This window comes from Paraburkholderia sp. J12 (genome assembly GCF_905220215.1).
In the GTDB taxonomy this organism is placed as follows: Bacteria; Pseudomonadota; Gammaproteobacteria; order Burkholderiales; family Burkholderiaceae; genus Paraburkholderia.
In genome coordinates this window covers 770,899-783,778 of the sequence record NZ_CAJMZC010000002.1, presented here as the reverse complement: position 1 = coordinate 783,778, position 12,880 = coordinate 770,899, and the positions used below count along the sequence as shown (strand labels likewise).

The window sequence follows — 12,880 nt, the reverse complement described above, 5'->3', positions numbered from 1 at the left end:
CAGTTCAGTGCCGGCCGGAGCCAGCGTAGCGCGATCTTACTTGAGCAAGTGCCGCGCTCACAAGCCAGCCAAAAGTCCCGTCGCGTGGGGGGAACGCCGGGTTGACAGCCGGGACGCGAGGCCCATGGTGCAGTGCACACTAAGGCACACCGCCGGGCGCCATTTTTTTGCTGGATCTCAAAATTTCCGTGTTGATGCAGATCAGATCGCCGCGCTCGCGCGCCACGGGCTGCCGCACGCGCAAAAAAAACCGCGCGGGCCGCCCAGGCGGCACCGCGCGGTTCGCGGCATGCGCGGGAAAACCCGCGCATGCGTCGCTATCAGGGGAAAAGCCGTTCGCAGACCGCCCTGGTCGCCACCGCGTTGTTGAGCGTGTAGAAGTGCAGGCCCGGCACGCCGGCTTCCACGAGGCGGCGGCACAGGTCCGTCACCACGTCGAGGCCGAACGCGCGGATCGACTCGCGGTCGTCGCCGTAGCTCTCGAGGCGCTTCGCCACCCAGCGCGGCACTTCCGCGCCGCACATTTCGGAGAAGCGCATGAGCTGCGAGTAGTTCGTGATCGGCATGATGCCGGGCACGATGGGGATGTCCACGCCCAGCTTCCGCGCGTCTTCGACGAAACGGAAATAGGCGTCCGCGTTGAAGAAGTACTGCGTGATCGCCGAGTTCGCCCCCGCTTTCACCTTCTGCGCGAACGCTTCGAGGTCGTGACGCGGCGAGCGCGCCTGCGGGTGGTACTCGGGATACGCGGCCACTTCGATGTGAAACGCGTCGCCGGTTTCCGCGCGAATGAACGCGACGAGATCCGACGCATAGCGCAGCTCGCCCATTTCGCCCATGCCCGAGGGCAGGTCGCCGCGCAGCGCAACGATATGGCGGATCCCATGCGAGCGGTAAGCCGCGAGGATCTCGCGCAGGCCCTCTTTCGAGGCGCCGATGCACGAAAGGTGAGGCGCCGCCTCGATGCCGTCCCGGGCGATATCGACGACGGTGTCGAGCGTGCCCTGTTGCGTCGAGCCGCCCGCGCCGAACGTCACCGAGACGAACTTCGGATCGAGCGCGGCGAGCTGCGCGCGCGTGGCGCGCAGCTTGTCCACGCCGTCCGGCGTCTTCGGCGGGAAAAATTCGAATGAAAGTTCGATCGGTTTCATGATGAGTGACCGCAGAAGCGCATCAGAGGCTGCGGTTGCCGAAAATCAGAGCGGACAGCAGCCACGACACGATGCTGTAGAGGATCGAGCCGAAGAACGCCGACCAGAAACCCGACACCTCGAAGCCCTTCAGCAACGAAGCCGCGAGCCAGAAGCACAGCGCATTCACCACGAGGATGAAGAGGCCGAGCGTGACAATGGTCACGGGCAGCGTGAGCAGGATCAGCACCGGGCGCAGCACGGCGTTGATGAGCCCGAGCACGAGCGCGACGATCAGCGCGGTGCCGAAGCTGCGGATGTGGATCGACGGGACGAGCCAGGTGATGATCAGGAGCGCGAGCGCGTTGATCAACCAGGTCAGCAGCACGGTCATGGTTAGCTCCTTGTTCTTGACGATAAGGCTGGGGGCGGACAGTGCCCGCCCCCAGCATCCTGCCGATGGCTTAACTACGCCTTAAATGCGGCGTGGCCGCGGCTTAATAGCGGTAGTGGTTCGGCTTGAACGGACCGTTCTTCTCCACGCCGATGTACGCCGCCTGCTCGTCGGACAGCACGGTCAGGTTCGCGCCGATGCGCGCGAGGTGCAGGCGCGCGACCTTCTCGTCGAGGTGCTTGGGCAGCACGTACACCTTGTTCTCGTACTTCTGCCCTTGCGTGAACAGTTCGATCTGCGCGAGCGTCTGGTTCGTGAACGAGTTCGACATCACGAACGACGGGTGGCCCGTGGCGCAACCGAGGTTCACGAGGCGGCCTTCGGCCAGCAGGATGATGCGCTTGCCGTCCGGGAAGATGATGTGGTCGACCTGCGGCTTGATGTTGTCCCACTGGTACTGGCGCGTCGAAGCCACGTCGATTTCCGAGTCGAAGTGACCGATGTTGCAGACGATCGCGTTGTGGCGCATGGCCTTCATGTGATCGTGGCTCAGCACGTGGAAGTTGCCCGTGGCCGTCACGAAGATGTCGGCCTTGTCGGCGGCATATTCCATCGTCACGACGCGGTAGCCTTCCATCGCCGCCTGCAGTGCGCAGATCGGATCGATTTCGGTGACCCACACCGTGGCGCCGAGACCGCGCAGCGATTGCGCGCAGCCCTTGCCCACGTCGCCGTAACCGGCCACGACAGCGATCTTGCCCGCGATCATCACGTCGGTCGCGCGCTTGATGCCGTCCACGAGCGACTCGCGGCAGCCGTACAGGTTGTCGAACTTCGACTTCGTGACCGAATCGTTCACGTTGATGGCCGGGAACGGCAGACGGCCTTCCTTTTCCATCTGGTACAGGCGGTGCACGCCGGTCGTGGTTTCTTCGGTCACGCCCTTGATCTGCGAGAGGCGCTTCGAATACCACTGCGGGTCGACGTCGAGGTGAGCGACGATCGACTTGTAGAGCGCCACTTCCTCTTCGTTCGTGGGTTTGGCGATGACCGAACGGTCCTTTTCCGCCTTCGAGCCGAGGATCAGCAAGAGCGTGGCGTCGCCGCCGTCGTCGAGGATCATGTTGGCGAATTCGCCGTTCGGCCACTCGAAGATGCGGTGCGAGAACTCCCAGTATTCGTCGAGCGATTCGCCCTTGAACGCGAACACGGGCGTGCCGCCCTGCGCGATCGCGGCGGCCGCATGGTCCTGGGTCGAGAAGATGTTGCACGAGGCCCAGCGTACGTCGGCGCCCAGTGCCTTGAGCGTCTCGATCAGCACGCCGGTCTGGATCGTCATGTGGAGCGAACCGGCGATGCGTGCGCCCTTGAGCGGCTGCTGCGCCTTGTACTCTTCGCGGATCTGCACGAGACCGGGCATTTCGGTTTCGGCGATGTCGAGTTCCTTGCGGCCCCAGCCGGCCAGCGACAGATCGGCGACGACGAAATCCTGAGTTTTATCTTGCGGAATTGCGGCGTTCATCACGCCCTCCTTTCTAAAATTGACCTAGAAATTAAAGACGTGAGCGCCGTTTCATTCAGTGCGGCGGATTCGGGGAATCCGACCGGATTGAACGCCTTCGAGCCTGGCAGGTCCTGCAGTGTCGAACTGCGGCCCGTCGCAACGCTCCTCGAAGGCGAGGCGTGATTGTAGCAAATCGGGACGGCCGCCTGGATGACGGCAGCGTGGCAAGTCCGCGCTGGAAATGGGGGATAGACGCGAGCCGCGGGATTAAAACGAGGCCTCGCACTTCCCGCTCCCCGCTCCGCGCCCTCAAACCGGCAGGAAACCCAGCGCGGGCGCGAGCAGCACCATCACCACGCCGGCGATCATCATGGTGAGGCTCGCCACCACGCCCTCCTCGCTGCCCAGCTCGCGCGCCTTCGCGGTGCCCACGCCGTGCGCGGCCGCACCGAACAGCGCGCCGCGCGCGAGGCGCGTGCGCAACGGCACGAGGGCCAGCACGATCTCGCCGAACAGCATCCCGCACACGCCCGTGGCGATCACGAAGAGCGCGGTGAGGTCGCGCGGCGCGTGAATCTTGTCGGAGACGGCGAGCGCGAACGGCGTGGAGATCGAGCGCGTCATCAGGCTGCGCTGCAGATCCGGCGAAAGATGCAGGAGCTTCGCGAGCACGAGCGAGCCGCCCACGGCCACGACGATGCCCACCGTCACGCCCACCGTGAGCGAAATCCAGTGACGCTTGAGCAGTTCTCGATACTCGTAGATCGGCACCGCGAACGCGACGGTCGCGGGCCCCAGCAGCCACATGAGCCAGCGCGTGTCCTCGAAATAGACCGGATACGGAATGTGCAGCACCAGCACGATGACGCCCAGCACGATGGGCACGGCGACGAGCGGCGTGAGCCACGGCGAGCGAAAGCGCGCATAAAGCGCCTTCGCGGCGAAATAGAGCGCGACCGTGAGGATGAAGCAGCCGGCGGCGATCAGGCGCGAGGCGTCGTCGGCGAACAGGGTGGAGAAAAACGTGTTCATGACGGGATCATCCTGAATGGCAAAGGAATGGCGCGCGCCCGGCCGATGGCTCAGGCACGGGCGTGCGGATGGTGCCGCGCCTGCTGCACGCGCCGCAGCGCGAGGCGCCGTTCGAGGCGCGCGGCCTGCTCGACGGCAAACGCCACCGCCACCATCACCATGAGCGTGCCGCCCACCACCACGAGGGCAAGGCGCCAGCCGTCGGCGCGGAACAGGCCGCCGTACTGGACCGCCGCCACGGCGGCCGGGATGAAGAAGAGCAGCATGTCGGAGAGCAGCCAGTCGGCGCCGGCCTTCACCCAGCGCGGCGCGACGCCGCCGCAAAAGAGCAGCGCGAGCAGCGCCACGAGGCCGACCACGCCGCCGGGCACGGGCAGATGTGTCGCGCGCACGAGCGCGTCGGCGGCGAACCAGACGGCGGCCAGCAGCGCCGACTGCACGGCAATCCGGCCGACGCGCGCCATCCCGCCCGCGGGTTGCGGTGCCTGGCTGGAGGGGAGAGAGATCGGCGTGCTCATGGAAAACCCTGACTGACATTGGATGAAGGCGAGTATAGGTTGCGCCGCAACATAAATAAAATGACTTAGAATTATTGGGATCATTCCAATCTGGAATCTGGAGTCACGACCGTGGAACTGCGCGCGCTTCGCTATTTCATCGAGGTGGTGCGGCAGCAGAGCTTCACCGCCGCCGCCGAACAGCTGCACGTCACCCAGCCCACCATCAGCAAGATGGTCAAGGCGCTGGAAGACGAAACCGGCACCCCGCTGCTGCTGCGCGACGCCCGCCAGATGGTGCTCACCGACGCGGGCCGCATCGTGTATCAGCGCGGCCAGGACGTGCTCGCCGCGCAGGCGCAACTGGAAGCCGAGCTGGCCGATCTGGAGACGCTCGGCCGCGGCGAGCTGACGATCGGCATTCCCCCCATGGGCGGCTCGCTTTTCACGCCGGCGATCGCGGCGTTCCGCCAGCGCTACCCGAAGATCGAGCTGAAACTGTTCGAGCAGGGCTCGCGCGCGATCGAGGCGGCGCTGATTTCGGGCGAACTGGAACTGGGCGGCGTGCTGCAGCCCGTGGATCCGGCGACGATCGACGTCCTGCCGATTTCGCATGAAGTGCTGTGGCTCGTCGCGCCGAAGGGTTCGCGCTGGGACGGCGCCGCGAGCGTGCCGCTCGTCGATCTCGCGACGGAGCCGTTCGTGTTCTACGGCGAGAGCCTGGCGCTGAACGACGTCGTGCTGCACGCGTGCCGCACGGCGGGCTTCATGCCGCAGATCGTGGGGCGCAGCGGACACTGGGACCTGATGGCGGCGCTGGTGCTGGCCGGCGTGGGAATCGCGCTTTTGCCGGCGCCCTATTGCCGGCGGCTCGACGCGGCGCGCTTCACGTGCCTGCCGGTGAGCGCGCCGGAGATCGCGTGGGACATGGCGATCGGATGGAAGCGCAATGCGTACCTCTCGCACGCGGCGCGCGCGTGGCTCGACGTAGCGCGCGAGGAATTCGGCAAACCTTCGTCGTTTCTCGACGATTTCGTGCGGCCGCCGGGACTGGAGGCGGGAGCGAAGCGGAAATAGCCGGCAGAAGGCACGAAAAGCCGGCCCGCTGGGGCACCGCGGGCCAGCTTCGAACGCCCCGTTTTACGGGGACGTTCGAAGACGTCGATCCCATTGGCAGGAAAAAGAGAACCGAGAGACGGCGCCTGTCAGGCCACGACGCTCGCGCTGCTCGCATCGCGCGTGCGGCGCGCTTCGACGATGAAATCGGCCGCCCGCTCGCCGATCATGACCGTCGGCGCATTCGTGTTGCCGCCGATCAGCGTCGGCATGACGGAGGCATCGGCGATGCGCAGGCCGCTCACGCCGCGCACGCGCAGTTGCGTGTCGACCACCGACTGCGCGTCGCCGCCCATGCGGCAGGTCGAAACCGGGTGATAGATCGTGTCCGCGCGCGCGGCGATCGTCGCGCGCAACTCGGCCTCGGACTGCCCGGGATGCGTATACAGCTCGCGGCCGCCCAGTTCGGCGAGCGGCCCCGCTTCGAGGATGCGCCGCCCGATGCGCGCGCCTTCCACGAGCAGGTCCATATCGCGCGCATCCGACAAGAAGCGCGGGTCGATCACGGGCGCCACGCGCGCGTCGGCGCTCGCGAGCGTAACGCTGCCGCGGCTATGCGGCCGCAGCACGCATACATGCAGCGAGTAGCCGTGGCCCCAGTGCAGCTTGCGGCTGTGGTCGTCCACAAGCGCCGTGCAAAAGTGCAGTTGCAGGTCGGGCCGATCGAGACCGGGCTGGCTCTTGATGAAGCCGCCCGCTTCCGCGACGTTGCTCGTGAACATGCCGCGCCGCGCGCCGAAATAGCGCGCGAGGCCGGGCACCATCTTCGCGATCCCGCGCAGCGAATAGCCGATGGTCTCGCTCGTGTGCACGCGCTTGTTGTAGGTGAAGTCGATATGGTCGATCAGGTTGCGGCCCACCTCGGGCGCATCGTGCTGCACGGCAATGCCGTGCGCGCGCAGTTGATCGGCGGGGCCCACGCCCGAGCACATCAGCAGTTGCGGCGTGTTGAACGCGCCCGCCGCGAGGATCACTTCGGCCCGCGCGCCCAGCCGCTCGATCTGGCCGCCGCGCGCCACCTCGATGCCGCTCGCCCGCGCGCCGTCGAAGGTCACGCGCAGCACGATGGCGTCGGCGATCAGATGCAGGTTCGGGCGCGCTTGCCCGTACAGGTACGCGCGCGCCACCGTGCAGCGTTCGCCGCCGCGCTGCGTCACCTGATAAAAGCCCACGCCTTCCTGGTCGGGGCCGTTGAAATCGTCGTTGGGGCGAAAGCCCGCCGCGAGCGCCGCGCGCACGAAGCGCTCCGCCACCGGGTTGCGCTCGCACAGGTCCGAGACGCCGAGCGGGCCGCCCGCGCCGTGCAAGGCGCTCGCGCCGCGCGAATTGTCCTCGGCGCGCAGAAAGTACGGCAGCACGTCGGCGAACGACCAGCCCGTGCAGCCCAGTTGCGCCCATTCGTCGTAGTCGAGCGGATGGCCGCGCGTATAGATCATCGCGTTGATCGCGCTCGATCCGCCGAAGCCGCGACCCCGCGGCTGGTAGCCGCGCCGGCCCGCGAGGCCCGCTTGCGGCCCGGTTTCGTACCCGTAGTTGTTCTTCATGCGGCGCGGCACGAGCGCGGCCACGCCCACGGGCATGTTGACGAGCAGATTGCGTTCGGTGTGCGGCCCCGCTTCGACGATCGCGATACTCGCTTCGGGACAGCGCGCGGCGAGCCGGCCCGCGAGCGATGCGCCGCCCGAGCCGCCGCCTACGATGATGTAGTCGTATTGCATGTCTCCTCCCAGGTTCTTCGCGTTGAACCTGGTCGCGCCAGGCGCACGCTCGTTCGATAATTCTGGTTCGCGCATTGTAGGAAGCGTCTGACGCGGGCGGCGCAATTTATGTCAGAGCGTTCCCTCTAAAACGCAGGACACGCGTGCGCCTAAGATAAAAGACGGTACCGCCATCGATACTGAAAGGTTCCAGCAAGCAGTCAGGGAGCGCTGGAGCAGCCATGGGCCAGAGAGCCCGACACCTTTTGCATGAGGTAGAGGCAGATGGAAGACACGCATCGCCCCGGCACGACCCACGAAGTGACGAACCAGGCGCCGCCGCTCGCGGACTACAACCTGTTCGCCGCCGATACGGCGCTTGCCGAATCGCTCGAACGCGCAGGCGCCGGCTGGCACCGCGAAGCGCTCGCCCGTGACGGCGAGCGGCTGGGCGCCGCCGAAACGATCGCGCTCGCCGATCTCGCGAACCGCCACGAGCCCGAACTCCACACGCACAGCCCACGCGGCGAGCGCATCGACGCACTCGAATTCCATCCGGCGTGGCACCGTCTGCTCTCGCTGCTGCGCGCCGAAGGCCTGCATGCGCTGCCGTTCTCGCACCCTCGGCCCGGCGCGATGGCCGCGCGCAGCGCAGGCTACTTCCTGCATGCCCAGCTCGAATCGGGGTCGCTGTGCCCGATGACGATGACCTTCGCGAGCATCCCCGTGCTGCAGCGCGAGCCCGCGCTCTTCGAAACGCTGCGCGAGCGCCTTTATGCGCGCGAGCACGATCCGCGCGATCTGCCGTGGCAGCAGAAGTCGTCGATGATGATCGGCATGGGCATGACCGAGAAACAAGGCGGCTCCGACGTGCGCAGCAACCGCACCGAAGCGCGCGCCGCAGGCGTCGCCACGGGCCGCGGCGCGGCGTACCGGCTCACGGGGCACAAGTGGTTCTTCTCCGCGCCGCAGTGCGACGCGCATCTCGTGCTCGCGCGCACCGCGGATCACGACGCGCTCTCCTGCTTCTTCGTGCCGCGCTTCGCGCCCGACGGCAGCAAGAACACCGTGAACGTGCAGCGGCTGAAAAACAAGCTGGGCAACCGTTCGAACGCGAGCAGCGAAGTGGAATTCTTCGATGCCTTCGGCCTGATGATCGGCGAGGAAGGCCGCGGCGTGGCCACCATCATCGAAATGGCGAACTACACGCGGCTCGACTGCGTGATCGGCAGCGCGGCGCTCATGCGCGCGGCCCTCGTGCAGGCCATCCATCATGCGCGGCACCGCAGCGCGTTCGGACGGCTGCTGGCCGAACAGCCGCTCATGCAGAACGTGCTGGCCGACCTCGCGCTCGAATCGGAAGCCGCCACCGTGCTCTTCATGCGTCTTGCCCAGGCATTCGAAGAAAGCGAGCCTTCTTCCAGCGCCGCCACGCCCGGCGACGTGGCCTTGCAGGCGCGCGCATGGCGCCGCATCGTCACGCCCGCAGCGAAGTTCTGGGTCTGCAAGCGCGCGCTCGCGTTCACGGGCGAGGCGATGGAGGTATGGGGCGGCAACGGCTATGTCGAAGAAGGGCCGATGGCGCGTTTCTACCGCGAGGCCCCGGTCAATTCGATCTGGGAAGGCTCGGGCAACGTGATGTGCCTCGACGTGCTGCGCGCGCTCGAACGCGAAGCCGACGCCGCGCAGGCGCTGTTCCTCGCGTGGCGCCGCGAAGCGCAAGGGCATGCGGTGCTGGAAGCCGCGCTCGATCGCCTGTCTGCACTCCTGAACGGTGCGCCCGGCACCCGCGAAGCGAACGCACGCCATATCGCGCAGCAGCTCGTGCTGATCGCCCAGGCCATGCTGTTGCGCGAAGGCCCCGCCGAAGTCGCCGATGCCTTCATCGCCACGCGCCTCGACGAGCATGGCGCCGACTGCGGCCGCGTGTTCGGCACGCTGCCCGCGCGCTTCGATCACGCAGCACTCGTTGCGCGGGCGTTTCCCGTCCTGTGACGGCACGCTGACTGCGTACTGCCGCCTGTAGCCCCTCTCACACGCACGCGGCGCCGCAACGCGCGCCGCTCACGACAAGACACGCCCCGAGGACCGACCGACCATGAAGCAAGACCTGCCCGACGCCGTCTCGCGCGACGCTCACGACGACCTCCATGCGCTCCTCGCGGTGCAGCGCGAAGCCTTCCTGCGCGAGCCGTTTCCCGCCTGGGACACGCGCGCGCGCCACCTCAAGGCGCTGCGCGCGATGCTGCTGGACAACCGCGACGCGCTGGCCGAAGCGATGAACGCCGACTTCGGCCAGCGCTCGAAAGCCGAAATCACCTTCGCCGAATTCGTGACGTTGAAACAGGAAATCGATTCGGCCCTGAAGCACGGCGCGCGCTGGATGAAGCCGCAGCGGCGCAGCGTGGGCCGCTGGCTGCGGCCGGGCCGCGCGAAGGTGGTGCCGCAGCCGCTCGGCGTGGCGGGCATCGTGGTGCCGTGGAACTATCCGCTGCTGCTCGCCGCGGGACCGCTCGCAGGTGCGCTCGCGGCCGGCAACCGCGCCATGATCAAGATGTCCGAGCTCACGCCGCGCACCTCCGCGCTCTTCGAGGCACTGATCGCCAAGACCTTCGCGCGCGACCACGTGGCCGTGGTGAACGGCGACGCCTCTGTGGGCGCCGCGTTCACGGCCTTGCCGTTCGATCATCTGCTCTTCACGGGCTCCACGCGCATCGGCCACGCGGTGATGCGCGCGGCCTCGGCGAACCTCACGCCCGTCACGCTGGAGCTGGGCGGCAAGTCGCCCGCGATCATCGGCCAGCAGGCGCGCTTCGATTACGCCGTGGACAGCCTGCTGCTCGGCAAGACACTCAACGCGGGCCAGACCTGCATCGCGCCCGACTACGTGCTGCTCCCGCAAGGCCAGGAGCGGGCCTTCATCGAACGCGCGCGCACGCGCTTCGCGCAGCTCTACCCGGATTTCCTGAACAACGGCGACTACACGTCGATCATCTCGCCGCGCCATTTCGATCGCCTGCTGCGCCTTGCCGACGAAGCCCAGGAAGCGGGCGCGCATCTGCATCCGCTGGCCGGCCACGACATCGCGTCGCGGCGCTTTGCGCCCGTGATCGTGACGGGCGCGCCCGCGCACACGGCGCTGATGCAGGAGGAGATCTTCGGGCCGCTCCTGCCGCTCGTGACCTACGAGACGCTCGACGAGGCGCTGCGCTACGTGAATGCGCGCGCCCGCCCGCTCGCGCTCTACCTCTACGCCGACGACGCGCGCACCGTCGCGCGCGTGACGCACGAAACGGTCGCGGGCGGCATGTCGGTGAACGACACGCTCATGCACATCGCGGCGGAGGGCCTGCCGTTCGGCGGCGTCGGCGCGAGCGGCATGGGCGCGTATCACGGCTACGCGGGCTTCGTGACGTTCTCGCAGATGAAGCCGGTTTTCACCCAGGCGCGCCTGAACGGGCGCGGGCTCATCGCCCCGCCCTACGGGCGGCTCTTCAACGCCCTGATCAGGATGATGATGAAGTTCTGAGCGGCGGGGGCAACGCGGCGGGCCGCAGCGCGAGGCGCGCCGGCTGGGGCGGATCGAAGCTCGCCGATGGGGACGACGCAGCCGCCGCCTTCTGCGCTTGTGCGGCTTTCTCCGCGTCGGCGGCTTCGAGCTGATGCAGCCACGCGAGCAGTTCGGCAACGGCCTGGTAGAGCCGCGGCGGAATCTTCGCATCGAGATCCACCTGCATCAGCAGCGACACCATTTCCGGCGACTGGTGCACGTAGAGGCCGGCCTCTTTCGCGCGCTGCACGATCATGTCGGCAACGAGGCCATAGCCTTTGGCGACCACGCGCGGCGCCTGATCGGAGGGCGTGTCGTAGGCGAGCGCGGCGGCGGTCTTGCGATGCATGCGGCTCATCAGAGCTCCCAGTCGAAATCGCCAGCGGCGCCGGCCTGCGCATGCGTCTGGGCATGGGCCTGCGCCTCCTGGGCGTCCTGCGCCGCTGCTGCGGCCGCGGCGCGCGCGTAGGCATGCGCGGCTTTCGAGGCCTCGGCGGGACCGGGTGCGCCGCCGATCTCGCGGATCGCGAGCGAGGTCAGCGCGAGACCCAGGGCTTCGAGCCGGCTGCGCAGCGCCTCGCTGGCCGCCGTGAGCCGCGCCGCGCCGTCCGAACTCGCCTGCACGCGCACGGCGAGCGTCTCGCCCGCGAGCGTGAGTTCCGCATCCACCGTGCCGAGCGAGGGCAACGCGAGCGTGAGCCGCGTGCGCCAGGGCGGCTCGACGGCGTCGGCCGCACCGGCGTGGCCGTCGCGCGGATCGTAGCGGTCCTGCTGGATGCTCCAGTCGAGCCGCACGCCGGGCCAGGCTTCACCGGTCCAGCGAAATTCGCCGGTGGCGAGCAGGTCGAGTTGCTGGCGCACGAGCGGAATCACGGCCGCGTGCACCACCTGGCCGGCGGCGGCCTGGTCCTGCGCCGCGGGCAGCAGTGTTGCTTCGGAGAGCAGACCGTTCGCGCGCACGAGCGCCGCGTTCGGCGCAAGCGTGGCCGCGCTGCCCTCCTGCCCCGCGTAGCCCGTGCCGGAAGCGTTCGCGCCGTCCATGCGCGCGCCTCCCGGCGCGCCGCCGCGGGCGCCGGCTGCGGGCGTTTCGGCCCAGAGCACGTCGTCGGCTTCGTCGGAGGCCTGGGTCCAGTCGAGCGGCAGTTGCGCCGATGCGTTGACGAGCCGGTTCTGCGGTTCGTCCGCGAGGTCGGCCGGCGTGCGCTGGCCGAGCAGCCACTGCGCGAGATGCGATTCGTAGAAGAGGCCGCTGCCGGTCACGGTCTGTTCCAGCGCGGCGGCCAGCGCCGCGACGGCGCCCGATTGTGAGGCAGCGGCGGCCTGCGTGGCCTGGGCCGCCGAGGCAGACGGCGCCTGAGCGCCGGCCGGCGCATCCTCGGCGTCGGCCGCGCCGGTCGCCGATGCGGACGCCGCGGCCGCGGCTGTCGCATTGGCACCGGCCGCCGCCGTGCCGTTCAGGTTCGCAGCGAGATTCGCCGCTCCGCCCTCGCCCTGCGCGAGCGCGGCGGCATCGTCGGCGAGAAGCGCGGCTTCGATGGCTTCGAGTTCGGAGGCCAGCTGGGCGGCCCCGGCAGGCATGCCGGGCAGCGGCAGCGAGCCCTGGCCGGCGGAGTCGGCGGCGTCCGGGTCGCTCCACACGGGCGCCTGGCCCACCACGGCCGGCGTCGCTTCGCCGCCCGAGCGGATGATCGCGTCGAGCGCGAGCGCAACGGCGGAGAGGACGGTCTGGGTCGAGGCCTGCGGGTTGGCGCTCTGCGCATCGGGTAGCGCGGCCGCGCCGTTGGCGAGCGCGCTCACCCCCGTCTGGCCCGTCTGCGCGGCGCCGGCGCTGCCCTGCGAGCCCACCGGATTGAGCGTGCTCACGCGGCCTGCGCTGAGCGCGGAGGCTCCCGTATCGATTCCGTTCATGCGCTCCCCGAGGCCGGCGGGTTCTGGGCGCCCTGCGCCTTGCCCGACTGTC

At 68.4% G+C, this 12,880-nt stretch carries 11 protein-coding genes and 1 riboswitch; of the genes, 3 read left to right on the top strand and 8 right to left on the bottom strand.

Annotated features, from left to right (window positions below):
* Positions 1 to 320: 320 nt before the first annotated feature.
* From metF to U5760_RS08560, 5 genes are all read right to left on the bottom strand, one after another.
* Positions 321 to 1,151 carry a methylenetetrahydrofolate reductase [NAD(P)H] gene (metF, locus tag U5760_RS08580; RefSeq protein ID WP_322011012.1) on the bottom strand — a complete coding sequence of 277 codons (831 nt, stop codon included), beginning with the start codon at positions 1,149 to 1,151 and terminating at the stop codon, positions 321 to 323.
* Between the two features lie 22 nt (positions 1,152 to 1,173).
* On the bottom strand, positions 1,174 to 1,524 hold the full coding sequence (locus U5760_RS08575; protein ID WP_028227637.1) for a phage holin family protein: 351 nt from the start codon (positions 1,522 to 1,524) through the stop codon (positions 1,174 to 1,176).
* A gap of 103 nt (positions 1,525 to 1,627) precedes the next feature.
* Positions 1,628 to 3,046, bottom strand: coding sequence for an adenosylhomocysteinase (gene ahcY, locus U5760_RS08570; RefSeq protein WP_322011008.1), 1,419 nt, complete (start codon positions 3,044 to 3,046; stop codon positions 1,628 to 1,630).
* 34 nt (positions 3,047 to 3,080) lie between these two features.
* A riboswitch (S-adenosyl-L-homocysteine riboswitch) is annotated at positions 3,081 to 3,202 on the bottom strand.
* 135 nt (positions 3,203 to 3,337) lie between these two features.
* Positions 3,338 to 4,060 (bottom strand): LrgB family protein, encoded by a 723-nt coding sequence (locus U5760_RS08565; protein WP_322011007.1) that lies wholly within the window; start codon positions 4,058 to 4,060, stop codon positions 3,338 to 3,340.
* 50 nt (positions 4,061 to 4,110) lie between these two features.
* A complete protein-coding gene (locus U5760_RS08560; protein WP_322011006.1) occupies positions 4,111 to 4,578 on the bottom strand; it encodes a CidA/LrgA family protein in 468 nt (155 codons plus the stop codon).
* Between the two features lie 111 nt (positions 4,579 to 4,689).
* Between U5760_RS08560 and U5760_RS08555 the strand changes: the two genes are divergently transcribed.
* Complete coding sequence (locus U5760_RS08555) at positions 4,690 to 5,634, top strand: LysR family transcriptional regulator (RefSeq protein ID WP_322011004.1); 945 nt, start codon at positions 4,690 to 4,692, stop codon at positions 5,632 to 5,634.
* 128 nt (positions 5,635 to 5,762) lie between these two features.
* Here U5760_RS08555 and U5760_RS08550 read toward each other — a convergent pair whose 3' ends face one another.
* Positions 5,763 to 7,391, bottom strand: coding sequence for a GMC family oxidoreductase (locus U5760_RS08550; RefSeq protein ID WP_322011002.1), 1,629 nt, complete (start codon positions 7,389 to 7,391; stop codon positions 5,763 to 5,765).
* Positions 7,392 to 7,655: 264 nt separating this feature from the next.
* On the opposite strand from U5760_RS08550, the gene U5760_RS08545 reads away from it, so the two are divergent.
* Together U5760_RS08545 and U5760_RS08540 are read left to right on the top strand one after the other, a co-directional pair.
* Positions 7,656 to 9,365 (top strand): isovaleryl-CoA dehydrogenase, encoded by a 1,710-nt coding sequence (locus U5760_RS08545; RefSeq protein ID WP_322011000.1) that lies wholly within the window; start codon positions 7,656 to 7,658, stop codon positions 9,363 to 9,365.
* Positions 9,366 to 9,468: 103 nt separating this feature from the next.
* A complete protein-coding gene (locus tag U5760_RS08540) occupies positions 9,469 to 10,899 on the top strand; it encodes a coniferyl aldehyde dehydrogenase (RefSeq protein ID WP_322010998.1) in 1,431 nt (476 codons plus the stop codon).
* On the opposite strand, the gene U5760_RS08535 is transcribed toward U5760_RS08540, so the two are convergent.
* Together U5760_RS08535 and U5760_RS08530 are read right to left on the bottom strand one after the other, a co-directional pair.
* Positions 10,877 to 11,278, bottom strand: coding sequence for an EscU/YscU/HrcU family type III secretion system export apparatus switch protein (locus tag U5760_RS08535; protein WP_322010996.1), 402 nt, complete (start codon positions 11,276 to 11,278; stop codon positions 10,877 to 10,879). The two genes, U5760_RS08540 and U5760_RS08535, sit on opposite strands and share 23 nt — an antisense overlap.
* The gene (locus U5760_RS08530) at positions 11,278 to 12,828 is read right to left on the bottom strand and encodes a flagellar hook-length control protein FliK (protein ID WP_322010995.1); all 1,551 of its coding nucleotides are present in this window, start codon (positions 12,826 to 12,828) and stop codon (positions 11,278 to 11,280) included. Before U5760_RS08530 ends, U5760_RS08535 begins: the two co-directional genes overlap by 1 nt.
* Between the last annotated feature and the right edge of the window lie 52 nt (positions 12,829 to 12,880).